Origin of the sequence: Agarivorans sp. 1_MG-2023, assembly GCF_030548385.1 — a bacterium.
In the GTDB taxonomy this organism is placed as follows: Bacteria; Pseudomonadota; Gammaproteobacteria; order Enterobacterales; family Celerinatantimonadaceae; genus Agarivorans.
Genome location: NZ_JAUOSJ010000019.1, coordinates 21,476 through 46,161, shown reverse-complemented (window position 1 = coordinate 46,161; position 24,686 = coordinate 21,476). Strand labels below are relative to the sequence as shown.

Sequence of the window (24,686 nt, the reverse complement as noted above, 5' to 3'; positions counted from 1 at the left end):
CACCTCTTATTCCCGCTTTGAGGGAGCAAAGTGGGCAATATTGATAAATGCTGTTCGGTGTTTAGTTAACTGAACATATCGTTTGTTGCTGGTGGCTAAGTGTGGCGAGCTCAATTAAGGCTATTACCTCACTGGCTTGCTGAGCGTTTACTGCCAAGGTTTCACCCTTAGTCACTGCTGCTACAAAGTTATCATAAAAAGCCAAATAATTACCTTTTATTAAAGGCTTATGCACAATAGCTTGATCCGCTAAATGAATTTCGCTGCGATTGGCGTCTTGGCCAAAAATACGCGCCTTGGCCGACAAACCTGCTGCCAGCTGTTGCTCTTGTGGATCCATGCCCCATTTGGCATAAGAGCCTTTGCTGCCATGTAGTTGAAAGCGTGGCCCTGGTTCTACCATTAAAGAGTTACAACTAAGCTGTACTTTTTTGTAGGGATAGATGAGGTGTAAATCAAAACAATCTGGAGTTACCGCCCCCTCTCGCTGCGTGGCGATGTGTGCCCAAAGCTTTTCCGGTTTTCCAAATAAGCACAAGCTTTGGTCAATAAGGTGAGCGCCTAAATCGTAAAGTACTCCACCACCCTGTGGGTCTAACTCTTTCCAGCGCTGCTTTACCACTGGGCGGTAGCGATGAAAGTGTGCCGCATAGCTATGAATGCTGCCTAAGCTTTGATTAGCGATGAGTTGTTGAATGGTTAGAAAATCGCTATCCCAACGGCGGTTGTGGAACACACTTAGGCATTTACCTGTTTCGTCGGCAACTTGTTGCAGCTGCAAACACTGTTCGCTATCAATGGCTAAGGGTTTTTCTACAATCACATGTTTGCCGGCTTTCATTGCTTGCTCGGCTTGTTGAGCGTGCAGCGTGTTGGGGCTAGCAATAACCACTACATCAATCTCAGGGTGAGCCAATACCTCATCTGGGCTTAAGCACTGCGCATGTGGGTAACTGTCGGCAATTTCCTGTTTTCTTGAGCTAGCAATGGCAAATAATGAAAGTTGTTCGCAGGCGGTAATTAACGGGGCATGAAATACCCGTCCAGATAAACCAAATCCAATAATACCAACGTTTAACATACTTGCTCCTAGTCGCTTTAAGGTAAAGGAATGGTAGCCAGCTTAATGGTCTCAGGTTGCTGGCGTATTACCGAGAGTAACCAAAGTTTGTCACCGTCGCTGGCAATGGCTTGAGCGGTATCCTCTTGGGCTAATGCAATCACATTAAGTACTTGCCCAGATTCAGGCTCTATCTGCAATAAACTGCTATAGCGAGAACTCAAGGCGTACCATTGGCCTTGGTGCCAGGTCATGCTGCCAATTTGATATTGAGCCAAGCTAGCTTGCTGTTGTTCTGTAATCTGTAAATCAAATTCGTCTTGCTGCTGGCCATCACGATCTGCGCGGTAGCAACGTTTTAAGCCTTCGCGCTCACAGGTATAAAATAGCCCCGCCTTGGGATCCCATACTAAACCCGCGGTTTTATGGTGCAAACCTCCGCGTAGCCATTTACGTTTATCAACAAACTTCCAGCGTTGCTGGTGAGCTTCAAAATAGAGTAAGCGGCCATCACCAGAAATACCAATTAAGTGTTCATCAAGCAAGGCTAGATCGGCGATATCGCCGCTGGCAGGCAGCGGCTCTAATTCTGCACTGGTTAATTGCTGATTAAGATAAGCGAGTTGTGCTGAGCCATTCACCAAAACAGTTTGCGGGGCCAGTGTGCCAACCAACCAGCGTTGTTGATTCGGTAGCCATAAAAGACTAGCAGCATTGGCGATACCATCAATTTGCGCTTGAGGCTCTGGTGTTAGTGTTTTGCTTGCCAATGGACTGTCTTGAAACTGGCTGCTTGGCGGCGGGAACATGACTAAACCCACAAGGGTTCCGATCATCAATAAGGCAATTAAGCCAATAACTTTAAGCATCTAGAGCCAACCTTGGCGGGTAATAAAAGGGTGAATATTGGCCATTTTAGTGGGCAGCTTTTGCCTGATAATGGCTTAAAAACATCGTAATAGCGCTATCGACAATTTCTTCAATTTGCTCGGGTGACGGCATCGGTGAGCGACTAATTATTTGCGGCCAAAAGCACTGTCCTTTAATCAATGACATAAACTGAGTACATGCCAGTGAAGGATTGTCGGTGCTTAATAAACCCTCTTTTGCGGCGCTTTCAAACCAGTTGTTAATACTGTTTTCTAAAGTCGACATTTGCTGCATGGTGGCCACCATTTGCTCGGGCATATGAATCGCTTCTGCAATTACTAAACGTGCTAAGGCAATAAACTCTTGGTCGGCAAATAAGGCCAGCTCTTTATTGGCGAGTTCTCTCAACTGTTCGCTTAAACTTCGCTGACTAGCGAATTCCATCTGAGTTGCCGCAGAAATGAGCTCTAGCATTAAGCTCACTATACCCACAAACAGTGCTTGTTTACTGGGAAAGTGATTGTACACCGTACGTTTGCTCACTTGGGCAACTTGAGCCACGCGATCCATGCTGGTGGCAGCATAACCGGCTGCTTTAAATTCGCTAATCGCAGCATCAATAATTTGAGTGCGCTTTTTCTGGCTAAGAGTCATCAATAATTCGTTGTATTACCTTGGCAACATTGCCGCGAGCTTATTCTATCAAATTTGCTGAATAGGTGGGGTGAGAAAAAGCAATTTACGAGTACAGAATATTCATTAAAGTTTCACGGCCGCGAATGGGGCCTACGCCAAAATAGTTGGGTGATTAACAAGATAAAAGAGCGGTTATGAATAATTTTACCGATCTACCGTTAGCTAAATGGGTAAGCAATAATCGACGATTATCGGCACGAAAAAACCGACTTCCACCGACATTGCATTGTTATTATTTGGTATTTAATGCTGCTCCGCAGCCTGGTTTAGTGCTGGTCGCGGAATAGTAATGTTGAAACTAAAACCTTGTTCAATTTGCGTTTCAACCTGCAGTTGCCACTGTAGTTTTTGAGTGATGAGGTTATACACAATGTGCATGCCTAAGCCGCAGCCTCCATCACTTCGGGCGGTGGTGTAAAAGGGTTCAAAAATGTGGCTTAAAGTTTCCTGGCTAGCACCTTTACCGTCGTCTTTAATACAAAGCTGTGCGCCGTTACTTAGTTTTTTAAGGCTGATGAGAATCGCCCCTTTACGACGTCCAGACTCAAAGCCATGCAGTAAGGCGTTAGCAAATAAATTGGTCATCACTTGGGCGATGGCGCCGGGGTAGGTAAACAAGACGATATTTCTGTCTAAATCAGTGTGTAGCTCAACGGGAGTCCCTTTCAATTGATGCTGCAAGCTACGCAGTACTTTTTCAATATAATCGGCTAAGTTGATATTACGTTGTTCTTCGTAGCTTTGGTCTACGGCGACTTGTTTAAAGCTGGTTATTAGCTCGGCGGCGCGCTGGGCGCTACTGATGATGATTTCGCTGGTATTACCGGCATCTTCTATAAACTTCTCAAAATTTGATTTGGTGAGCTTTTGGTTGGCCATCAATTGAGCCAGCTGAGCAATTTGCTCTTTAAGGTGGCTAGCGGCCAATAAGCTATTACCCAGCGGGGTGTTAATTTCATGTGCTACGCCGCTAACTAAACTACCTAGGGCCGCCATTTTCTCGCTGAGTTCGACCTGCTCTTGGTACTGCTTTGTATCATCCAGTAAGCGCTGATGGTCGATAATATCGGCGATTTGCGGCGCCATAAATTCTATAAACTCGGCATGCACCTCTTCGGTAAGCGCCACCAAATACCCAAAGCTCTGTTGGTCGTTTTTTAGTTCACTAATGACCCATAAACCACGGTGTACGTCTGGGCTTATCGCCCGGTTAAAAGCGGCAGGTAGTGTTTGATGTGATTCTTCAATGTTCAAATGGTGTGGATGTAGGCTATGGGCTAAATAGTTTAGGCTTTTACCCTGCTCGGAGCGTTGATGTTGGTATATATATACTTCGGGAATGCCTAATTCGTTAAGCGTGTCTTGCGCTGCGCTAAGAATGTTATCTAGCCCTTGTCGTTGGTGTAATAAACGGGTTACCGCCAAGCGTTGCGCATTGCTGTCTCGCTGTTGGATTAACAGCCGGCGTTGTTCATCGTTGCTGTGTAAGGCCGAATCTTTAACTGGGGCACCAGTACTCGCACGAAACCTTGCCATGGTTTCTAGTTGATATTGCAGTTCTAATTGGGTGCCCTGAAGGCGGTCTGAGATAAGCTGGGCGGCTAAAGCTCCTGCTCGTTGCGCTGGGTAAATAGCGGTGCTTAAGCTGGGGCGAATGGCATCAGCATATTCAAAGTCATCAAATCCGGTCACCAAAACTTGTTCTGGAATGGCGATTTGTTGTCTATCTAATTCTTCAATTACGCCTTTGGCGCTCAGGTCGTTTACACACATAATCGCATCGGGAATACGCTTGTGTTGTTGTAGCCATTGCTTGCACAAAGCAGCTGCGCAAACTGGCGTCATATCGCCTACCAAGTGTTGTTGCTCGGGCAGGCTTAATCCATGTTCGGTTAAGGCGTCTTTAAAGGCATTGAAGCGTTGTTGTGAATCAAAATTAACCTTGGGTCCATCAAGATAAACAATGTCTTTACAGCCTCGTTCTAGTACGTGTTGGGTTAGTTGATACATACCGCTGTAGTTATCAACTAATACTGAGGGAATATTGTCTAATACAGAGCCTATATTGATGATCGGAAGGGTATCCAAAGCCTCGAGTAAGGTTTGCATTATCTCAGCTGAGGTTTTGTAACCTACGCCGCCACCATAAAGAATCACGCCGTCTATCGCTAGGCTAGGAATTTGTTTGATAAGCCACAAGTCGTTATCGGAAAACTGCTCTGCCACCGGTAAATAACCAATGGGCATGAATAAACAACTATAGTGCTGGGGATCTAAACTTGCCTGAATGCCTCGAATCACTTGTTGATCGATAGTTTGCGACAGCGTAGGCAATATGATGGCAATACGTTTTTTCATGAATATTAACGATTTTTCTAGTTATGCTATTCAATGTATCAAGTGTTTGTGATTTTGCTGTGATTTAGCTAGGAGAATTGTTATTAAATTGTATTGTAAATGGCAAAGCATAGCCGAGCTCACTGTTAAGTCGCTCGGCTAATCATTAACTTACAATTGGCATTACACGGTTACGGCCTAAGCGTTTGGCTTCGTAGAGCTGAGTATCTGCGGCATCTACAATAGCTTTTGATTTACTCACTACGTTGTATTCTGCCACGCCAAAAGAACAGGTAATATTGTCGATCCGCTGATTAGAACGCCTATCTTTAAGGCTTAACTTCTCTATTGCTCTGCGTATTGATTCAGCTAAATGCCGCGCAGAGCGCAGGTTCGATTTGGCGCAGATAATGGCAAATTCTTCACCGCCAATGCGATAAGCTTTAGCTCCCTCTCGGCAGGCTTCGGTGATTCGCTTTGCAACAATTTTAAGCACTTGATCACCCAATACGTGGCCATAGTTGTCGTTAAAGGCTTTAAAGTGATCAATATCGGTCATAATAATACATAGACCTTCCGGGCTGGATTCAATCACATCTTTAAAGTCGGCATCAAAGGCTCGGCGGTTAAGTACGCCAGTTAGTGCATCGTATAAGGCTTCTTTTTCTGTTTCTTTTAACTGAGTCTTAAGGTTCTCAATTTCAGCTTGAGCTTTACCTAATTGAGAGTTGAAAAAGTCGGTACTTTGGCGAATGTTGGTGGCGTCATCAATAAGGTTGCGCACTAGACCAAGTACTTGTTCAAGCGGAATGCCGTCTTCTTCAATGCGGTTTAACTTAGCAAAGCTTTTATCAATGCTCGATTGAAAGGCATTGGCATCGGAACCCGTGTCTTGCATGGTCTGCGAGAGCTCGGTCGCCATAGCTTCTAGGCTTTGGCGCATGCTTTTCATATCTAGCTCGTCTTGGCTGGCGATATGATTTTGGTACAAGACTTGGCTGCTGGTGGTAGGTACCGTGTCGTACTCACTGATTATTTCGTCGATGGCGGCGTTAAGCTCAGGGTTTTGATCATCAACGTACAAATACCACAAAGCATAGTTGCTGGGTGTGGCAGGAATTTGATGTTTCATCATCAAAGGCACTGCTTTCTTTAAATTTAGCGTGGCTTTCTTTAAAATTTTCTCGCTCATAAGAGCTCCATCGATACTGGGTTGTTTACTGCTACCTTGCGTTTCCAGTATTGGATCATGCAAACAACATTACTTAATCAAATATTTATATATCCGAGTTTGAGGCGGCTTAAGAAGCCTCTGGGCATTGATATACATGTGCGCTAACTAACTCTGGCTCAGCAGTACTTAACGGAATCAACTGTACAGCATTACCTTTTAAATCAAGAACGCGTTGGCTTAGCTCTTGTTTGCCGTTATCGCTTTCTAAACTTTGTGGATCAACGTTAAAAACTCCGAGAATATTGCAATCCACTACATCGGTAGAACTTTCGGTAATCATTACGCCTTGGTTTTGCTCAGGAGCAGAGCTAGAACAAGCGCTCAATAGGGCGATGGCGCTGGCTACAATTAAGGTTTTTTTCATTACGCTTCCTACAATTTCAAAAATAAGTAAACAGAGGATTTTTATCTTATCAACAGCTTAGTAAATTTTACTCAGCTATGAAAACAATTTACCGCTTAATTTTAACTCAGCCATTGTAATGAATGTTGTGCAGAACGTTTAGAGACAGTGAATGCTGCAGAGAGACTAAATAGACGGCATAAAAAAGCCCAGCGTTTGAGGCTGGGCGTATGCAATGTCGAATGCCAGTAATTACTTACCGATTAAAATTCGTAGCATGCGACGAAGTGGCTCTGCAGCGCCCCAAAGTAATTGGTCACCAACAGTGAATGCCGAGATATATTCTGGGCCCATTGTTAGTTTGCGGATGCGGCCTACAGGTACATTTAAGGTACCGGTTACTTTGGTTGGAGTAAGTTCTTGTGCCGATAATTCACGGTCATTCGGAATCACTTTTACCCAATCATTGTGAGAGGCTAAAATTTCTTCAATTTCAGCCACTGGAATGTCTTTCTTCAGCTTAATGGTAAGCGCTTGGCTATGACAACGCATGGCGCCAATACGAACACAAATACCGTCGATAGGTGTTTGGCTATCACTTGTACCCAAAATTTTGTTGGCTTCAACTTGAGCTTTCCATTCTTCCTTGCTTTGGCCGCTAGCCAGAGGCACATCAATCCAAGGAATTAAGCTACCCGCCAGTGGCACACCGAATTGATCGGTAGGGAAATCGTCGCTGCGCATTTTGTTAGCTACTTTGCGATCAATGTCGAGAATAGCTGAAGCTGGGTCAGCAAGTTCTGTGGCTACATCGTCACGAATGTCGCCCATTTGGCTGATGAGCTCACGCATATTGCGCGCACCAGCACCTGAAGCCGCTTGATAAGTCATTGGGCTTACCCATTCGATTAAGTCTTTTTCGAACAAGCCGCCAATCGCCATTAGCAGTAACGAAACGGTGCAGTTACCACCTACGTAGGTTTTCACACCATTACTTAAGGCATTGTCAATCACGTCACGGTTTACTGGATCTAAAACAATGATTGCGTCATCTTCCATACGCAGCGCCGAGGCGGCATCAATCCAGTAACCATCCCAACCGCTTTCGCGCAATTTAGGGTAAACGTCTTTGGTATAATCACCACCTTGACAGGTGATAATGGTATCCATGGCTTTTAGGCTGTCGATATCGAAGGCATCTTGCAAGGTGGTTTCGCCGGTGCCCACATCTGGGCCAGCAATACCTACTTGAGATGTACTAAAAAAAACCGGAGCTATGTGGGCAAAATCGCTCTCTTCGCGCATACGCTGCATTAACACGGAACCCACCATGCCGCGCCAACCAACCAAACCTACTTTCATGGTCCGTTTATATCCTTTATTTTATGATCTTTTGTGTTTGCTTTTGGACTAAACAAATTTGTCTGTCCAATCTTTGAGATTACCATCGGCAAGCCCTTAACACTAGCGCTTATCAAACTAAATTGAGCGCTTTTCGACCACTACTTGAGCAAAATACCACTCAGTATAATTAGATATTGCTTGCTGGAAAGTTGACCACTTTGGGTGATTGTCGCTGGTCTTCACCAATCGTAATATTGCGGCTGCGGCGTTTGCCCTGTGAATAGCGGTCGTAGGTGGCGTCGGTAATGCCCATGTCTTGGCAAAATTCTACAAAGGCAGCAAAATCTTTGCCGCTAAAGGCATTGTCTACACGGGTAAGCTGGCTGTCGATGTAGGCTTGAGTACCATTAAAGTTGATATTGGCGCAGGCGTCGTAGGGTTGACCGTATTCACTAACACGAATAGCACGCACCATTTTTATTTCAAATATCCAATCGCCGACTCGAATACAACGTTGATCAAACTGTTCCATTTTTACTTCCTTAAATGAATGCCGTTGCGAGATAGGGGAAATCGCTCGCTATCAAGGCTTAGTGCCTTACAGCACAAACTGAGCCAGATATTTAAGGCTTTAAAGATCAATATCTTAGTAAGACAAAAGGTATTTGTTTGTCGCCAATAGGCGACAGGTGACTAAAAAAACGTATTTTATTTGTTGGTTGCTAGCAATAAATGTTTACGGTGTCACATAAAAACAAGGATTTAGTGACCTTTTGTGTGAGCTGGGTGGGCTGTCTCTAATTGGCGACAGTGGGATTTTTGTCCATCTCTGGCATTATAGGCGGCTGTTTTATTAAGAACCATGCTAGGGATAGGTGTTTGATTAATTTTCGCGCGCTAGTGTCAATTAGGCGACTGAGCTTTTGGGCTTTGGCAACCTTAGGTTTGCCTTTATTACTCAGCCTATCATTGGCTTCTTATTACTTGCAGCAAGTGTCTATGCAGGGGCAGCATACCGCATTTTTGGCGGCAAAAGTGGTCTCTGGCAGTAAACGCATTGATGAGTCTTTACTGGACTTAGAGCGCAGTGCGAGGCAGTTTCGGGTGGTGGCCGACCAAAACCTACTCAAGCTTTATCGCCGTCAGTGGCAGCGAGTATCTCGCGCCTTAATTGAACAAAGAGAAAACACCGAAGATCCTGATTTATTGGCCATTGTTGCCGAATTACAGCAGCAACTGCAGTCCTTGCAAGAGTTAATGGAGCGCCCTCAGCCCTTACAAAAAATTGCGCTTAATCAGCAATTTTCGCGCTTTACTGAGCTGAGCCGTGATTTTGATCTGCGCAGCCAAACGTTGATTAATGAACTGGCCATGGATCTACAAAACAATACTCAGCAAGCTCAGCAGCGTTTATTGCTTAGCATGATTAGTTTACCGTTTGCCTTAGCCGCCGCAGTGTTGTTAGTACTTGTAATTACTCGTCCGTTGCAGCAACTAAGGCCGCAAATAGCTCGGCTTAAGTCGGGTGAGTTTGATCAAGCAATTAAAGTGAGTGGCGCTACTGAGGTAATGGCAATTGCCGATGCACTAGACGATATGCGCTTGCGTTTACTGAGCTTAGAGCAGCAAAAAACCGCCTTTATTCGGCATATTTCGCATGAGCTTAAAACGCCGTTAGCGGCTATTCGTGAGGGGAATGAGTTACTTTACGATAACAGTGCCGGGCCACTCAATCCTCAACAGCAAGAGATAACCGAAATTCTTCGAGAAAGCAGCTTACGCCTGCAACAACTGATTGAAGCCTTACTCGACTTTAACTTACTGCTCGATACACCTGGTGAGCAAGTTCATCATCCGGTGGATTTAAAGCCGCTTATGGAAAAAGTGTTGGCGACGCATCGTTTGAGTTTATCTAGCCGTCAACTACAGGTTAAATTAGAGCTTAGTCAAGCCGCGGTATTAGCCAATCAAGAGCAACTGCGGGTAATTATTGATAATCTGTTATCCAATGCGATTAAGTTTTCGCCAGAAGGTGGGCTAATTAAACTTGGTGCGTTTTCCACGGTGAGTGGGGTGAGTGTATACATTGATGACCAAGGCGAGGGCATTGATGAAGAGCTACAACAGCGAATTTTTCAGCCCTTTGTGCAAGGTAAGTCTGCCAAAGACCCACGGCTTAAAGGCAGCGGCTTAGGGCTAACTATTGCGAAAGAATTAGTTGAACGACAACATGCTAACTTAAACTATCAGCGATTAGATAAAGGCAGCCGATTTGTTGTAGAGGGATTACAAGGAAGCGAATTAGATGAAAGTTAAGATGTATATAGGCTGGATGCTTTGTTTAGCTTTGTCTGGCTGCCAACTATTACAGCCTAATAATGAGGTGGTGCCAGTTAACGACGCCCTAGCCATTAAGGTAGGTGAATTTGACCCTGCCGCTTATTATTTACGCTTAAATGAGCTAAGCGAAGACCAAATATTTAATGAGTTAGAGCTGCTGAACTTAGACCCTGAATTGGGTAATAACGGTATAAAGCTAGGATTACTTTACGCCTATAAAAAGTCGCCGGTTAAAAATCCACATCGCGCCCATGCGGCCTTTAATCGCGCGGTAATCACCAATAACCCTTATGCAAAACACGGCATGATAGTGGCGCTAAATGACCAGATTTTAGACGGTTTGCGTTGGCAGCATAAATACGAAGATTTAGGCTCTAACCAAGAGCAACAACAAATATTATTGCAGCAGCAAATTGCGGCATTAAAGATGCAGTTGGAAGAACTCACCAGAATTGAGCAGCAATTAAATGAACGAAATTAATCACCAAGGTGGCAATATTTTGGTTGTGGACGATGATCCCAGCCTATTACGCCTTATTAGCTTACGTCTGCAATCTGCAGGTTATCAAGTACATGCAGTGGCTAGTGCCAAAGCAGCCTTAGCAGAATTAGAGAGTTATCCAGCCCAACTGGTGATTAGTGATGTACGCATGGATGGCATGGATGGTTTGGCTTTGTTTAATGCCATCAAGCAGCTTTATCCTAGTCTGCCAGTCATGTTATTAACCGCTCATGGCAATATTCCTGATGCCATTGCGGCTACCCAACAGGGTGTATTTGGTTATTTAACCAAACCTTTTGATAGCCAAGAGCTGCTGGCTAAAGTCGCTGATGCACTGCGTTTGCAGCCTAGTGTATCGGAAGATAATAGCAGCAGTGATAAAGCCGCTTGGCGAAGCGACATTATTAGCCGTAGCCCAGTGATGGAAGTGCTGATTAAACAAATTCAGCAAGTGGCACCGAGCGATGTAAATATCATGATTCAAGGTGAAAGCGGCTCGGGTAAAGAGTTGCTGGCTAAGGCTATTCACCAAGCAAGTATGCGTAATTCGGGCCCATTTGTGGCAGTAAACTGTGCTGCTATCCCTGAAGGTTTGTTTGAGTCAGAGCTATTTGGTCACGCCAAAGGGGCATTTAGTGGTGCCGCGCATGCGCATCAGGGCTTATTTCAGGCGGCTGAAGGTGGCACCTTATTCCTTGATGAAATTGCCGATACCCCGCTAAGCGTGCAAGTTAAGTTATTGCGCGCCTTGCAAGAGCGCGAAGTTCGCCCGGTGGGCTCAACCAAAAACATTCCGGTGGATGTGCGAATTGTGTCGGCCACTCACCAAGACTTATACCAAGCGGTGCAGCAACAAGAGTTTCGCGAAGATTTGTATTATCGCCTGAACGTGGTTGAGCTGGGTTTGCCGCCATTAGTGAAGCGCAGAGAAGACATCCCTTTGTTAGTGCATCACTTCAGCCAACAAATAGCTGAACGCCAAGAAATGACGATTAAAACTTACTCTCCAGAAGCCATGGCGAGCTTAGTGGCGGCGCGTTGGCCAGGTAACGTGAGGCAGTTAATGAATGTAGTAGAGCAGACCAATGCGCTGTCTACTGGGCCGTTAATTCCGCAGCAATTGGTACAACAAGCCCTGCGTGAAAAAGCCGAACTAGTGAGCTTTTCGCAAGCCAGAGACGAATTTGAGCGAGGCTATTTAGCGCGCTTGTTGCGCCTAACTCAAGGTAATGTGAGCCAGGCAGCGCGCTTAGCGATGCGAAATCGCACCGAGTTCTACAAACTATTGGAGCGCCATCATCTGCGCCCCGAGTCGTTTCGCGCTTAAACGTGCTTTTCGTTAAAACGATCCACAATGACTGCACAGGCTGCATCGCCAGTGATATTCAGTGCGGTACGAATCATGTCGAAAATACGGTCTAAAGCAAATAGCAGAGGTAGGCCTTCAATAGGAATGCCTGCTGCTAGCAGTACCGCTACCACCAAAAATGAAGGGCCTGGTACGCCAGCTTGTCCAATAGCGCCCAAAGTTGCAGTGAAAATAATCGCTGCATAGGCGGCAATGCCTAAATCTACTTGGAACATTTGGGCAAAAAATACCGCCACTAAACCATAGTAAATCGCGTTTCCGCTCATGTTAATGGTGGCGCCTAAAGGCAGCACAAACGAGGCCGTTGCTTTAGAGATTTTGAGCTCTTCTTCTACCACTTCCATGGTGACTGGCAGTGTTGCCATAGACGATGAGGTAGATAGTGCTACTGCCTGTGGCTTTTTCATGGCGCTCATAAACTCGCGCACTGGCATTTTTGAGAATAGCTTGATGGTCAGTGGGTAAAAGATGAAGCCATAGATAAGAATGGCCGCAACATATACGCCAAATAACTTCGCGACTAAGCCCAACATAGCAAAGCCGAAGGTACCTACCGATTCAGCCATTAGGCCAAATACACCCAGTGGCGCAATTAACATTACAATGTTAATCATCCAAATAAAGGCACGAATGATGGTGTCTAGGCCACCCATTATCGGCGCGGTTTTATCACTAGGTTGCTTAGATAAAGCAATACCAAAGAACAAACAAAACACCATGATTTGTAGGATGTTAGCGTCCATTAATGAGGCAAAGATGTTTTCTGGAATCATGCCAATAATGGTTTCCATTACACCTGGTACGCCGCCTTGGTCGGCATATTCATTAGAGAACATATCGCTGGCTTGGCTTAAATCTAAACCTGTACCCGGCTGGAAAATAGAGCCCATGACTAAGGCGAGTAATACCGCTACTGCTGAAGTCGCCATAAAGAAGCCAAAGGTAGAAATACCAATTTTACCCGCTGCTGGGCTATTACCTAGGTTTGCCGCACCGGCAATAATCGATACGCCAATCAGTGGAATAACTAGCATTTTGATCAGGTGGATGAAGATTGCACCTAGCGGGGCAAATATGGCGGCTTGTTCGCCCATGATGGCACCAACGATAGTACCTATGATCATCGCGACGATGACTTGCACGCCAATGTTTTTATAAAGCGGTTGTGTTGCGTCCATCAATTTTCCTGTTATGAATAGTGTTATCAGTGCTTTTGATGGTCGCGCATTGTACTGTATAAACTGATTTTGAGCATCAATTATACCGATATTTATTTTTATAGTGGTTTTTTATGTTTTATTGGTAGTGAATGTTTGTGCTTAGTACTGAAAAGGCTTTGAGTGACGCTAAGCCCGTTAAAACATGAAGAAAAGCCATAAACAACACGTTATTATGTCGCATCTTTTTCTACTCGCCCGTATAAGCATGCATACTCTCGAACAACTTCTCTCTGGTGAATTACGCCAGCAAACGCGTATTAATATCAAAGACAACTTACAGTACTTACCGGCAAATTTCGTCCAGTTTTGTCCACAAGTAGAAGTGCTTGATGTTAGCGATAATCAGCTAAATAGCTTACCGGACACCCTAGAACAGTTACCAAACCTGCGCATCGTGTTTGCTTCAAATAATCGTTTTGAGGTGCTACCGGAAGTACTGGGGCGTTGTGCTAAGTTAGAAATGGTAGGTTTTAAATCAAACCTTATTCGCGAAGTACCGGCTGCCGCATTACCTAAAAATTTGCGCTGGTTGATTCTTACCGATAATCAGATTGAGGTGTTGCCTGAACAGTTAGGCGAGGCTGCATTGCTACAAAAATGTGCCTTAGCGGGGAACAAGCTACGCGCTTTGCCGCAATCGATGAGCCAATGCACCAAGTTAGAATTGCTGCGTATTTCGGCTAACCAATTACTACACTTTCCTGCTCAGCTATTAGAGCTACCACGGTTAGCGTGGTTGGCGTTTGCGGGCAATCCGTTTTGCCAAGCCTTTGATCATGGTTCCAGTTTGCCTAAGTACCAATTAACGGACTTTGAAATGGATAAAGTGCTTGGCCAGGGGGCTTCTGGAGTAATCTCTTTGGCTCACCCTAATGCTAGCACTAACTTACCTGCGAGCGTGGCGATTAAAGTATTTAAGGGTGAAGTGACCAGTGATGGGTACCCCAGTGACGAGCTAGATGCTTGCTTACATGTAGATCAACACCCAGCATTGGTTAACTTTATCGGTCAAATCCAACACGCTAATTGTTCAGCAGTAGTTATGGCGTTAATCCCAGAGCATTTCACTAACCTTGGCCAGCCGCCAAGTTTAGCCACTTGTACACGCGATACTTTTTTGCCAGAACAGCAATTAAGCGTTGAAGCAATCAGCGGCATTGTGAAACAAATGGAAAGTTTAGTAGCCCACCTAGCCGATCATCATATGTGTCATGGCGATTTATACGCACACAATGTGTTGGTAGACAGCGCGCATAACATTGTATTGGGTGACTTTGGCGCGGCGTCGCATTACGAGTACTTACCGCAGGAAGTACAAGCCAAACTCATGCGAGTAGAACAGCGCGCGTTAGCGTTCTTTATCGAAGACATGCTAAGTATTTGTCAGGCAGACGAGCAGGGTTCAGATACTTATCAAAACTTAAAGCGCCAAAGCAGCGAGCTGCTCGGCGCTTAAGGTTTAGGTATTGCGCTGGCTATAGAGTTCGCGGCAGTGCTTAATAAACTGGTGGGCTTCACTGTTATCACTTGGGAAGCTCATTGGTAAATCTGTCTCAATGAGTTGCTGTTCTTGCTCATCGATAGCGATGCAAAAGTGTTTCTCGTTATCCTCAGTAAAAACCGTAGAGGTATAGAGAATGTTTTCATTTTCATCATATACATCAAAGGTATTGCTGTTGCTAAAGCTTACCCTGAACACAGCATATTGATAAGCTGGCTTTTGCTCTTCATCTAACGGTGCTTGAGCATCTTTACGTTGATTCACCGTTACATTCACTCGCTCTACGCCATTGGCGATCAATAAACGCTTAAAGTTTATCACTTGCTGATCACTAGCTTCGCTGGGGAATGACTCAGCTGATGGATAGAAGGTGAGAAAAACTCGGCTTAAAGGATCTGATTCATCTGAATCATTACAGGCACTTAGGCTGAGCGTGAGGAACAGGATACTAATAAGTCTACAGGTCATGTGCTTTCCTTGGTTTTAGGTCACATCCTGTGCGTAGTCTTCCCTAGATATAGAAGCATCTCAGCTAGCGCTGAGATGCGATACTGGTTTACTCCGCTTTTTCTTCTATGCCTTCATTTGCCGTGCGGCAGGCCAAAATAAATTCATGTGCTTCTTTTTTGGTTTCGGCAATTTTTACTGGTGAATCGACCAATATTTCAAACTTGCTCAAATGAATGCTCGGCAGGCATAAGTGTTTTTGCGTCATATCTGAAAAGATATCTACGTTGTATAGAAACTCTCCACCTTCAGAGTAAACATCTAGGGTCGTGCTACTCATAAAGTCGATTAAGAAGGTCGCGTTTTGGCTAGCGTCTTCACCATTAATTCGGGGTTGTTCACCGTCACGGCGTTGGTTAATGGTAATACTTTGAGAGGGGGAACTACCGTCTGCTCTAAAATGGCGTATTTGAGTAATAGTTTCGGTATCACCGGCAGAGCCAGGGAAGGAAACAGCAGGGGGATAAAAGGTAACAGCAATTTGACTACGTGGCTGCTCATCTTCTACAGAACAGGCCAATAACAAACCAGATAACAGCGCAACGGCAACAATACGCGGGGATAACATTCCAACTCCTAATACAGCAACAAGGCTAACTTTCCTGTCAGCTATCATCATCCCTAAATAAGTAACCCAGCTTTTTACAGAAAGCGGTAAAACTAAGCAAGTTAAAGTTCTAATATTGAGCTAACTATCGGTATTTTATTCGTTTTCTGCGGGATTAATAACATAAAACTTACTAATCTGCAGCGTCTAAATGCGCTAACGGTTGCCTAAAATTCTGTACATGATATTTTCATTGCACGAATTATTTAAGGACCTCAAGCCATGCCAAAGGCCAGTGAAATAAAAAAGAATGCCGCTATTGAACATAACGATAAAGTTTACTTTGTAAAAGACATCGCTAAGCTCACGCCAAGTGGCCGAGCCGGTGCCAGTTTATACCGCATGCGTTTATATGATGTAGCCACAGGCGCTAAAGCAGATGAGAGCTTTAAAGCAGACGAAATGATTACCTTGGCAGACGTAAGCCGCCATCAAGTGATGTTCTCTTACATCGACAGTGATGAATACGTGTTTATGGATAACGAAGACTACACGCCGTTTAATCTAAATAAAGAAACCATTGCAGAAGAAGTGCCATTTATCACCGAAGATACCGCTGGTATCCAAGTGGTTACTGTAGACGGTGCACCAGTGGCAGTAGAGCTACCAGCCAGCGTTGAGTTAGTGATTGTAGAGACTGACCCATCGATTAAAGGAGCCTCGGCCAGTGCCCGCACTAAGCCCGCTATTTTAAGCACTGGCTTGTCGGTACAAGTACCTGAATACATTGCCAGTGGTGAGAAGATTAAGATCAGCACCACCGAGAAGAAATTTATGAGTCGTGCAGACAAGTAAGTTTTAGTGGTGAGAGGTGGATTTATAAAGCAGCCTAAGGGCTGCTTTTTTCTTATTCAATAGTGAAAAGTGTATAGTTTAAAAAGACATAAATTATAAGGTTTGAGTTTGGTGACTAATTTTTCTTTAAGCAGTTTGGATGATATAGCTCTCTTGAGAGAATCTTCAGAGGTCGAGTGTAAACTTGGTCTTGGCAAAGACGGTAATGGTGAAGTACCTAAAGATTTATGGGAAAGCTATAGTGCGTTTGCTAATACTGATGGTGGTTATATTGTACTTGGCTTAAAAGAAAAGGCGCACAAATTCTCGGTGGTAGGCATCAAGAATATTGAAAAAATAAAAACGGCATTACTCACCACAGCAAATAATAAACATAAAGTTAGCATTAATTTGCTGTCGAATAATTCTCTCTCAGAAGTAGAGTTCGATGGTAAAACAATACTTGTTATATCTGTACCAAGAGCAAAAAGACAAGAACGTCCAGTTTACCTTAATGGAAATCCTCTAAGGAATTCGTTCATTAGATCTCATGAGTCAGATCTAAAATTGTCAGAAGAACAAGTTAAACGTTTATTGGCTGAACAAATTGAAACATCTCGTGATAGTGAAATACTAAATAATTATGGGATGGAAGATCTAGATATTGAAGCTTTGAGAGTTTACCGCCAAACCTACGCTAATTTAAACCCGACTCATCCTTGGAATGAGTTAGATAATACAGCTTTTTTACATAGAATTGGTGGTTGGAGAGTTAACCGAGAGGACGGGAAGCATGGCTTGACTGTTGCTGGCTTGCTGATGTTCGGCTTACACACATCTATCCAAGAACAGTTTCCTAATTACATGCTGGATTATCAAGAGCGACCGGAGGCAAAAACTGAATTAAGGTGGGTTGATAGGCTTACACTTGATGGCTCATGGTCAGGAAATCTGTTCGATTTTTCTCGCAAAGTCTATCGTAAATTAGTTAATGACTTAAAAGTTCCTTTTAAGCTCGAGCAGGGTGTACGTCAAGAAGATACGCCTGTACATGTCGCGTTGCGAGAAGCTCTTGCGAATGCGATTGTTCATTCAGATTATACGGGACGAGCTTCTCTATTGGTTGTGAAGCGTCCTGATATGTATGGCTTTCGTAATCCCGGTTTAATGCGTATTCCAATTGAAATTGCGCTAAATGGAGGAGAGGCTGATTGTCGTAATCGATCTCTGGCTCAAATGTTTCGTTATGTGAAGTTTGGTGAACAAGCTGGGTCAGGTATCCCCCAGATATTAGATGGGTGGAGGAGTCAGCATTGGAAGCTTCCGTTACTTAGAGAAGTTAGAGAACCAAATGAGCAAACTGTGCTCGAATTGAAAATGATTGATCTTTATCCCCCCGAAATAATTGATTTCTTAAATAAGAATTTCGCTGATAAATTTTCTCTATTAACAGAGTTAGAACGCACAGTTGTCATAACCGTTTATTCTGATTATTACCTTACACATAGCCAGATCTGTGCACAAACATCAGGTTATACCAGAGAAGTTACATTGGCACTTGTTAAATTGGAGAAGCTCGGAATTATAAAGTCTACGGGTGAACAAAAAAGTAAAGTTTATCATCGTCCTGAGCTAGAAATCCCGACACCAGAAAATGCTTCAGGGCAGTTTCTCGCAGAGCATGTCTTTGTTGCTAACCCAGATAAAAACACGGTAGGTCCGGACCTACATCCGGACCTACATCCGGACCTACATCCGGACCTACATCCGGACCTACATCCGGACCTACATCCGGACACTAAGTTAGATAAACATAGATGGGAGGAACTAGAGAAAATAGCTGGTGAGATTAAGAGCAGTGCAAAAAGGCCAAGTAAGGAAGCATTATTTTTGGCTATTACTGATATGTGCAGTGAGCGGTACGTTACGTTGAATGATTTGGCTTTCTTGCTTGAAAAAAAGCCAGATACGTTGAGAAAGAACTACCTTAATCTGTTAGTTTCTGAGGGACGGCTGAGTTTGGCGTACCCGACAACTCGTAATCACCCAAAGCAGGCATATACTAAAACTATTAAGATAAAGACTTAAATGGGATTTATATTAAAGCTCTTTCTCTTTTCTGGCTGCGCGAGGCCTAGTAACTAGTAAGTAAGCAGCCTGTCTGCTACTTACTCTTAGTTATGATTTGTCTTAAATCATCATCCTTCCTTGGCGCATCAGCTCTTCAATTTCACCTAAACTCGCCGGGTCGTCGATGGTAGACGGTATCGCGTATTCTTCGCCATCGGCTAGTTGGCGTAAGGTGCGGCGCAGTATTTTGCCTGAGCGTGTTTTTGGCAAGCGCTGCACGATGATGGCTTGTTTAAAGCAGGCCAAGGGGCCAATTTCATTACGTACCTTTTGAATCAACTCTTTGGATACTTCTTGGTCGCTTTGTTGAACACCGTCTTTGAGAACCACTAAGCCAAAAGGAACTTGGCCTTTTAAGTCGTCGTGGCTACCAATAACTGCGCATTCGGCTACCGCTGGGTGAGCACCAACCACTTCTTCCATCTCGCCGGTGGATAAGCGGTGGCCTGCTACGTTAATCACATCGTCGATGCGACCCATAACAAATAAGTAGTCATCTTCGTCTATATAGCCGCCATCTCCAGACACATAGTAACCAGGAAACTGTTTTAGGTAGGCTGATTCAAATCGAGCTTGATCGCCCCACACGGTAGGCAAACAACCTGGGGGTAGCGGGAGTTTGATGGCAATAAAGCCTTGCGCCATGGGTGCGCTGGGTTCACCCATTTCATCCAGTATACTTACTTGGTAGCCGGGCAGTGCTTTGGTGGCGCTGCCGGCTTTTACAGGCATGCGTTCTAAACCCAGCGGATTGCCTGCAATTGCCCAACCGGTTTCAGTTTGCCACCAGTGGTCGGTCACTGGTTTGTCGGTTTTGGCGATGGTCCATTCTAGCGTGGGCGGGTCTAGGCGTTCACCGGCCATGAAAATATCGCGCAGTTGGCTAAGGTCGTAGTCTTTTACCAAAGCGCCTTCGGGGTCTTCTTTCTTAATCGCTCTAAAGGCGGTGGGCGCGGCAAACAGTACTTTGACTTTATGCTCGCTGGCGACTCGCCAAAATGCCCCAGCATCTGGGGTGCGTACCGGTTTACCCTCGTACAAAATGGTGGTGCAACCATATATTAATGGGGCGTACACGATGTAGGAGTGACCTACCACCCAACCCACGTCGGAAGCTGCCCAAAATACGTCGCCGGGTTGTACGTTGTACACGGCTTGCATCGAGTAGTTCATGGCTACCGCATGGCCGCCGTTATCGCGCACTACACCTTTGGGTTTGCCAGTGGTGCCTGAGGTATACAGTATGTACAAGGGATCGGTGGCGTCCACTGGCACGCAGTTTGCCGGCTTTGCTTGCTGCTGTTGACTTTGCCAGTCTTGGTATTGAGCATTAAATTCAACGGCTTGCTGCGGGCGTTGCCACACTAGCACGGGGGTATCCATTTGTTGGCTTTGCTCTAAGGCTAAACTCACCATGGGCATGTAATTGATGACTTTGGCGCCCTCAAGGCCGCAACTGGCGGTAAGAACAACTTTTGGCTGCGCATCGTCTATTCGCACGGCCAGTTCTTGCGCTGCAAAACCGCCAAATACTACCGAATGAATTGCCCCTAAGCGCGCGCAGGCCAGCATAGCAATCGCCGCTTGTGGGATCATTGGCATGTACAGCACCACCCGATCACCTTTATTCACTCCGTGCTCTGCTAACATACCGGCCGTGGTAGCCACTTCGTCACGTAGTTGGCTGTAGGTAAATTTTTGCTGTAGCTCCGCGACGGGTGAGTCGTAAATAAGCGCGGTTTGCTCGCCGCGGCCATTTTCACAATGATAATCTAAAGCTAAGTAGGCTGTGTTCATGCTGCCGCCTTTAAACCAACGATAGTTGCCATGTTCGTCTTGGCTTAGCGCTTCGTCGGGCTGTTTAAACCAAGCTAATTGTTGAGCTTGTTCTAGCCAAAACTGTTCTGGTTGCTGCTTGGCGAAATCTGCTTGTTGCTGATAACTCATAATGTGCTCCTCGTCCCTAAGCTATAACCACTTGGTAGGGAGAATGTATTTAGGTTCCGATTTTTGATACCAGTAGTAACTTAAAAGCTATCACTGGGTACCCGAATCCACCCTTCCATTAGTATTCTGGCGCTGCGACTCATGCTCACTTTGGTCACCTGCCATTGTTGATTATCTTGCTGTGCTTGTGCGCCTACTTTTAAGCTGCCCGAAGGATGGCCGAAGCTCACTGCTTCTCGTTCTCCTCCGCCAGCGGCTAAGTTAACCAAGGTGCCGGGAATGGCGGCCGCAGTGCCTATCGCCACTGCGGCAGTGCCCATCATGGCGTGATGTAGCTTGCCCATGGATAAGGCGCGTACACACAGGTCGTTATCGGCGGTTTTTATCTGCTTGCCGCTAGCGCTTAGGTAGTCTTGAGGCTTAGCCACAAAGGCCACTTTTGGGGTATGTTGGCGCTGAGCTGCTTCATCGAGGTGACTAATCAGCCCCATTCTTAGCGCGCCATGAGCGCGGATTTTTTCAAACATCGCGAGAGCTTTTGAGTCGTTGTTGATGTCGTCTTGTAACTCAGTGCCCGAGTAGCCCAATTGTTCGGCTTGCAGAAAAATAGTAGGAATACCCGCATTGATCATGGTGGCTTGCAAGGTGCCAATCTCCGGCACTTCCAGTTGATCAACTAAGTTACCCGTAGGAAACAACGCGCCGTCACTATCTGCTGGGTCAACAAATTCTATTTGTACCTCGGCGGCGGGAAAGGTCACGCCATCTAATTCAAAGTCGCCGCATTCTTGCACTTCCCCATCATTAATCGGCACATGGGCGATAATGGTTTTTTGAATGTTGGCTTGCCATATCCTTACACTGGCAAAGCCATTTTGTGGAATTAAAGCTGGGTCAACTAATCCACTGTTTATGGCAAACGCGCCCACTGCGGCGGTAAGGTTGCCACAATTTCCACTCCAATCAACAAAGGCTTTATCAATTGATACTTGGCCAAACAGGTAATCAACATGGTGATTGGTTTGCTGGCTTTTCGACACAATAACCGTTTTACTGGTGCTAGACGTTGCGCCGCCCATGCCATCAATCTGTTTGGCATAAGGATCGGGGCTACCAATCACTCGCAGTAGTAGTTTGTCTCTTGCTTCTCCGGGTTGCTGTGCAAGCTCTGGCAAGTCACTCAGCTTGAAAAATACCCCCTTGCTGGTGCCTCCGCGCATATAGGTAGCAGGAATACGAACTTGTTTTACTGTGCTCATCGTTGCCTCCTAATGCTGGCTTTTACTTTTAAGACTTTCACTTTCGAGAAAGTCTTGAGCGAAGCGTTGTAATACGCCGCCCGCTTGATACACCGAGACTTCTTCAGCGGTATCTAAGCGGCACACTACGGGTAAATCGATACGCTCGCCGCTGGCTCGGGTTATTACCAAGGTAAGTAACTCGCCGGGAGCGGGGGTACCAATTACATCGTAAGTTTCGCTGCCGTCTATGCGGTAGCTATGGCGGTTGTTACCCTTGGTAAACTCTAGGGGTAATACTCCCATGCCGACTAGGTTAGTTCGGTGAATACGCTCAAAGCCTTCGGCTACAATCACCTCTACGCCAGCTAAACGCACGCCTTTGGCTGCCCAATCTCGCGACGAACCTTGGCCATAGTCTGCGCCAGCCACAATAATCAGCGGCTGTTTGCGATCCATATAGGTTTCTATGGCCTCCCACATGCGCATTACTTCGCCTTCAGGTTCTACTCTGGCGAGTGAGCCTTGTTTCACTTCGCCACTTTCTTTAACCATTTCGTTAAACAGTTTGGGGTTAGCGAAGGTTGCGCGTTGTGCGGTAAGGTGGTCGCCGCGATGGGTCGCGTAAGAGTTAAAATCAACTTCTGGTAGGCCCATTTTGTCTAAGTAAGCACCGGCGGCGCTGTCGAGCATAATAGCGTTAGACGGTGATAAGTGATCGGTAGTGATGTTGTCACCCAGCACGGCTAAAGGTCGCATACCGCGCAAGGTTCTCTCACCTGCTAAGGCTCCTTCCCAGTATGGCGGGCGACGAATATATGTGCTTTGCGGGCGCCACTCATAAAGTGGTGAGGCACTACTGCCGTAATCTACCTTAATATCGAACATAGGCTGATACACTTTACGAAAATGCTCGGGTTTCACGCTTTGGCTCACTACCGCATCTATCTCTTCATCGCTTGGCCAAATGTCTTTTAGAGTAATGGGGTTACCTTGGGTATCATGGCCTAGCGCGTCTTTTTCAATATCGAAACGCATGGTGCCGGCAATGGCGTAAGCTACCACCAGCGGTGGGGAGGCAAGAAATGCTTGCTTGGCATAAGGATGAATGCGCCCATCAAAGTTACGGTTACCCGACAACACTGCGGTGGCATATAAATCTCGGTCTATCACTTCTTGCTGAATCTTAGGGTCTAAAGCGCCACTCATACCGTTACAGGTGGTGCAGGCAAAACCGACAATGCCAAAACCAAGTTGCTCTAATTCAGGCAGTAAATTGGCTTCTTCCAGGTAGAGTTGTACTGCTTTAGAGCCCGGAGCCAGCGAGGTTTTAACCCATGGCTTGCGGTTTAAACCTAGCTGGTTAGCGTTGCGAGCAATTAAACCTGCTGCAATCACATTGCGAGGGTTAGAAGTATTGGTACAGCTAGTAATAGCAGCAATGATACAAGCGCCATCTGGCATCAAGCCTTCTTGTTTAGGAACTGGAGCAGCGATGCCTTGGCTGGCTAAATCTTTAGTGGCTACGCGGCGATGTGGGTTTGATGGCCCTGCGATGTTGCGGCCAACGCTTGATAAATCAAAGTGCAGCACTCGCTCATATTCGACTTCTTGTAGATCATCGGCCCATAAGCCCGTTGTTTTGGCGTAGTTCTCTACCAAGGCCACTTGTTCTGCTTCGCGACCCGTAAGCTTGAGGTAATCAATGGTGTTATCGTCAATGTAGAACATCGCCGCTGTGGCGCCAAATTCTGGCGTCATGTTAGAGATGGTGGCTCGGTCGCCTAAAGTAAGCTGAGCTGCGCCTTCGCCATAAAACTCTAAGTAGCTAGATACTACTCGTTGTTCGCGCAGAAACTCTGTGATGGCTAGTACTATATCGGTGGCGGTAATACCCGCTTGGCGCTGGCCTACTAGTTCCACTCCAATAATGTCGGGTAGGCGCATGTAAGAGGCGCGACCTAACATTACGTTCTCGGCTTCTAAACCGCCTACGCCTATGGCAATGACCCCTAAGGCGTCAACATGTGGAGTGTGGCTATCGGTGCCAACTAAGGTATCGGGAAAAGCCACACCATCGCGCGCTTGAATCACTGGCGACATTTTCTCTAAGTTTATTTGATGCATGATGCCATTGCCCGGCGGGATTACATCGACGTTTTCAAAGGCAGTTTTGCACCAATTAATAAAGTGAAAGCGGTCTTCGTTGCGTCGATCTTCAATGGCGCGGTTTTTCTCAAAGGCATCAGTTTCAAAACCGGCATGCTCAACGGCTAAAGAGTGATCAACAATCAGTTGAGTAGGCACTACCGGATTTACCTTGGCGGGATCACCGCCTTTATCGGCAATAGCGTCGCGTAAACCGGCTAAATCAACCAAGGCGGTTTGGCCAAGTATGTCGTGGCACACCACACGAGCGGGGTACCAAGGAAAATCTAGGTCTCGCTTGCGCTGAATAATTTGGCTAAGCGCTGCGTTTAGCTGGTCGGCAGGGCAGCGGCGCACCAGGTTTTCAGCCAGCACTCGCGAGGTATAAGGCAAACCGGCATAAGCACCGGGTTGAATCGCTTCAACCGCGGCGCGAGTATTAAAGTAATCTAGGTTGCTGCCTGCTAGGGGTAAGCGGTAATTGGTATTCATAAACGTTTCCACAGCAAAAGGAGAAGG

Annotated in this window: 20 protein-coding genes; 6 read left to right on the top strand and 14 right to left on the bottom strand. The window is 45.7% G+C overall.

Translation table 11 applies throughout. The features are described 5' to 3' along the window. Positions 1-61: 61 nt before the first annotated feature. From Q4592_RS20480 to Q4592_RS20445, 8 genes are all read right to left on the bottom strand, one after another. Positions 62-1,081, bottom strand: a complete 1,020-nt coding sequence (locus tag Q4592_RS20480; RefSeq protein ID WP_303516580.1) for a Gfo/Idh/MocA family oxidoreductase — start codon at positions 1,079-1,081, stop codon at positions 62-64. A 17-nt stretch (positions 1,082-1,098) separates the two neighbouring features. Then, entirely contained in the window at positions 1,099-1,929 is an 831-nt protein-coding gene (locus Q4592_RS20475) for a hypothetical protein (protein WP_303516579.1), read from the bottom strand. A 46-nt stretch (positions 1,930-1,975) separates the two neighbouring features. Next, positions 1,976-2,584 (bottom strand): TetR/AcrR family transcriptional regulator, encoded by a 609-nt coding sequence (locus tag Q4592_RS20470; protein ID WP_303516577.1) that lies wholly within the window; start codon positions 2,582-2,584, stop codon positions 1,976-1,978. A 285-nt stretch (positions 2,585-2,869) separates the two neighbouring features. Then, positions 2,870-4,984 (bottom strand): substrate-binding domain-containing protein, encoded by a 2,115-nt coding sequence (locus tag Q4592_RS20465; RefSeq protein ID WP_303516574.1) that lies wholly within the window; start codon positions 4,982-4,984, stop codon positions 2,870-2,872. Between the two features lie 145 nt (positions 4,985-5,129). Beyond that, positions 5,130-6,155, bottom strand: a complete 1,026-nt coding sequence (locus Q4592_RS20460) for a GGDEF domain-containing protein (RefSeq protein WP_137672574.1) — start codon at positions 6,153-6,155, stop codon at positions 5,130-5,132. Positions 6,156-6,264: 109 nt separating this feature from the next. Beyond that, the gene (locus tag Q4592_RS20455; protein ID WP_303516572.1) at positions 6,265-6,561 is read right to left on the bottom strand and encodes a lipoprotein; all 297 of its coding nucleotides are present in this window, start codon (positions 6,559-6,561) and stop codon (positions 6,265-6,267) included. Positions 6,562-6,792: 231 nt separating this feature from the next. After that, positions 6,793-7,902, bottom strand: coding sequence for an aspartate-semialdehyde dehydrogenase (asd, locus tag Q4592_RS20450; RefSeq protein ID WP_303516570.1), 1,110 nt, complete (start codon positions 7,900-7,902; stop codon positions 6,793-6,795). A gap of 169 nt (positions 7,903-8,071) precedes the next feature. Continuing rightward, positions 8,072-8,416, bottom strand: coding sequence for a hypothetical protein (locus Q4592_RS20445; protein ID WP_303516568.1), 345 nt, complete (start codon positions 8,414-8,416; stop codon positions 8,072-8,074). Between the two features lie 347 nt (positions 8,417-8,763). Between Q4592_RS20445 and Q4592_RS20440 the strand changes: the two genes are divergently transcribed. The 3 genes from Q4592_RS20440 to Q4592_RS20430 are packed head-to-tail and all read left to right on the top strand — an operon-like array spanning position 8,764 to position 12,053. After that, complete coding sequence (locus Q4592_RS20440; RefSeq protein WP_303516566.1) at positions 8,764-10,200, top strand: HAMP domain-containing sensor histidine kinase; 1,437 nt, start codon at positions 8,764-8,766, stop codon at positions 10,198-10,200. Continuing rightward, complete coding sequence (locus tag Q4592_RS20435; RefSeq protein WP_303516564.1) at positions 10,190-10,705, top strand: hypothetical protein; 516 nt, start codon at positions 10,190-10,192, stop codon at positions 10,703-10,705. The genes Q4592_RS20440 and Q4592_RS20435 overlap by 11 nt, the downstream gene beginning before the upstream one ends. After that, complete coding sequence (locus Q4592_RS20430; protein ID WP_274595105.1) at positions 10,692-12,053, top strand: sigma 54-interacting transcriptional regulator; 1,362 nt, start codon at positions 10,692-10,694, stop codon at positions 12,051-12,053. The genes Q4592_RS20435 and Q4592_RS20430 overlap by 14 nt, the downstream gene beginning before the upstream one ends. On the opposite strand, the gene Q4592_RS20425 is transcribed toward Q4592_RS20430, so the two are convergent. Further along, positions 12,050-13,273: a dicarboxylate/amino acid:cation symporter gene (locus tag Q4592_RS20425; RefSeq protein ID WP_137672568.1), complete on the bottom strand. Its 1,224-nt coding sequence runs from the start codon at positions 13,271-13,273 to the stop codon at positions 12,050-12,052. The two genes, Q4592_RS20430 and Q4592_RS20425, sit on opposite strands and share 4 nt — an antisense overlap. Before the next feature lie 214 nt (positions 13,274-13,487). Between Q4592_RS20425 and Q4592_RS20420 the strand changes: the two genes are divergently transcribed. Beyond that, the gene (locus tag Q4592_RS20420; protein WP_368509306.1) at positions 13,488-14,771 is read left to right on the top strand and encodes a leucine-rich repeat-containing protein kinase family protein; all 1,284 of its coding nucleotides are present in this window, start codon (positions 13,488-13,490) and stop codon (positions 14,769-14,771) included. Between the two features lie 3 nt (positions 14,772-14,774). Here the strand turns inward: Q4592_RS20420 and Q4592_RS20415 are convergent, their stop codons facing one another. Both Q4592_RS20415 and Q4592_RS20410 read right to left on the bottom strand, forming a co-directional pair. Then, on the bottom strand, positions 14,775-15,284 hold the full coding sequence (locus Q4592_RS20415) for a hypothetical protein (RefSeq protein WP_303516559.1): 510 nt from the start codon (positions 15,282-15,284) through the stop codon (positions 14,775-14,777). Between the two features lie 88 nt (positions 15,285-15,372). Further along, a complete protein-coding gene (locus Q4592_RS20410; protein WP_137672567.1) occupies positions 15,373-15,891 on the bottom strand; it encodes a hypothetical protein in 519 nt (172 codons plus the stop codon). 261 nt (positions 15,892-16,152) lie between these two features. Here Q4592_RS20410 and yeiP point away from each other — a divergent pair, with 261 nt between their 5' ends. Further along, positions 16,153-16,725, top strand: a complete 573-nt coding sequence (gene yeiP / locus Q4592_RS20405; RefSeq protein ID WP_303516557.1) for an elongation factor P-like protein YeiP — start codon at positions 16,153-16,155, stop codon at positions 16,723-16,725. 111 nt (positions 16,726-16,836) lie between these two features. Continuing rightward, the gene (locus tag Q4592_RS20400) at positions 16,837-18,792 is read left to right on the top strand and encodes an RNA-binding domain-containing protein (protein WP_303516556.1); all 1,956 of its coding nucleotides are present in this window, start codon (positions 16,837-16,839) and stop codon (positions 18,790-18,792) included. Positions 18,793-18,894: 102 nt separating this feature from the next. Here the strand turns inward: Q4592_RS20400 and Q4592_RS20395 are convergent, their stop codons facing one another. The 3 genes from Q4592_RS20395 to acnD all read right to left on the bottom strand — a co-directional run bounded on the left by Q4592_RS20395 (position 18,895) and on the right by acnD (position 24,659). Continuing rightward, positions 18,895-20,781 carry a propionyl-CoA synthetase gene (locus Q4592_RS20395; RefSeq protein WP_303516554.1) on the bottom strand — a complete coding sequence of 629 codons (1,887 nt, stop codon included), beginning with the start codon at positions 20,779-20,781 and terminating at the stop codon, positions 18,895-18,897. A gap of 80 nt (positions 20,782-20,861) precedes the next feature. Continuing rightward, the gene (prpF, locus tag Q4592_RS20390; RefSeq protein ID WP_303516552.1) at positions 20,862-22,040 is read right to left on the bottom strand and encodes a 2-methylaconitate cis-trans isomerase PrpF; all 1,179 of its coding nucleotides are present in this window, start codon (positions 22,038-22,040) and stop codon (positions 20,862-20,864) included. A gap of 9 nt (positions 22,041-22,049) precedes the next feature. Further along, a complete protein-coding gene (gene acnD / locus Q4592_RS20385) occupies positions 22,050-24,659 on the bottom strand; it encodes a Fe/S-dependent 2-methylisocitrate dehydratase AcnD (RefSeq protein ID WP_303516550.1) in 2,610 nt (869 codons plus the stop codon). Positions 24,660-24,686: the final 27 nt, after the last annotated feature.

Coding starts and splice junctions, on each gene's coding strand:
- Q4592_RS20480 (WP_303516580.1), bottom strand. CDS start 1,081: ATGTTAAACGTTGGTATTATTGGATTTGGTTTATCTGGACGGGTATTT.
- Q4592_RS20475 (WP_303516579.1), bottom strand. CDS start 1,929: ATGCTTAAAGTTATTGGCTTAATTGCCTTATTGATGATCGGAACCCTT.
- Q4592_RS20470 (WP_303516577.1), bottom strand. CDS start 2,584: ATGACTCTTAGCCAGAAAAAGCGCACTCAAATTATTGATGCTGCGATT.
- Q4592_RS20465 (WP_303516574.1), bottom strand. CDS start 4,984: ATGAAAAAACGTATTGCCATCATATTGCCTACGCTGTCGCAAACTATC.
- Q4592_RS20460 (WP_137672574.1), bottom strand. CDS start 6,155: ATGAGCGAGAAAATTTTAAAGAAAGCCACGCTAAATTTAAAGAAAGCA.
- Q4592_RS20455 (WP_303516572.1), bottom strand. CDS start 6,561: ATGAAAAAAACCTTAATTGTAGCCAGCGCCATCGCCCTATTGAGCGCT.
- asd (WP_303516570.1), bottom strand. CDS start 7,902: ATGAAAGTAGGTTTGGTTGGTTGGCGCGGCATGGTGGGTTCCGTGTTA.
- Q4592_RS20445 (WP_303516568.1), bottom strand. CDS start 8,416: ATGGAACAGTTTGATCAACGTTGTATTCGAGTCGGCGATTGGATATTT.
- Q4592_RS20435 (WP_303516564.1), top strand. CDS start 10,190: ATGAAAGTTAAGATGTATATAGGCTGGATGCTTTGTTTAGCTTTGTCT.
- Q4592_RS20430 (WP_274595105.1), top strand. CDS start 10,692: ATGAACGAAATTAATCACCAAGGTGGCAATATTTTGGTTGTGGACGAT.
- Q4592_RS20425 (WP_137672568.1), bottom strand. CDS start 13,273: ATGGACGCAACACAACCGCTTTATAAAAACATTGGCGTGCAAGTCATC.
- Q4592_RS20420 (WP_368509306.1), top strand. CDS start 13,488: ATGTCGCATCTTTTTCTACTCGCCCGTATAAGCATGCATACTCTCGAA.
- Q4592_RS20415 (WP_303516559.1), bottom strand. CDS start 15,284: ATGACCTGTAGACTTATTAGTATCCTGTTCCTCACGCTCAGCCTAAGT.
- Q4592_RS20410 (WP_137672567.1), bottom strand. CDS start 15,891: ATGTTATCCCCGCGTATTGTTGCCGTTGCGCTGTTATCTGGTTTGTTA.
- yeiP (WP_303516557.1), top strand. CDS start 16,153: ATGCCAAAGGCCAGTGAAATAAAAAAGAATGCCGCTATTGAACATAAC.
- Q4592_RS20395 (WP_303516554.1), bottom strand. CDS start 20,781: ATGAGTTATCAGCAACAAGCAGATTTCGCCAAGCAGCAACCAGAACAG.
- prpF (WP_303516552.1), bottom strand. CDS start 22,040: ATGAGCACAGTAAAACAAGTTCGTATTCCTGCTACCTATATGCGCGGA.
- acnD (WP_303516550.1), bottom strand. CDS start 24,659: ATGAATACCAATTACCGCTTACCCCTAGCAGGCAGCAACCTAGATTAC.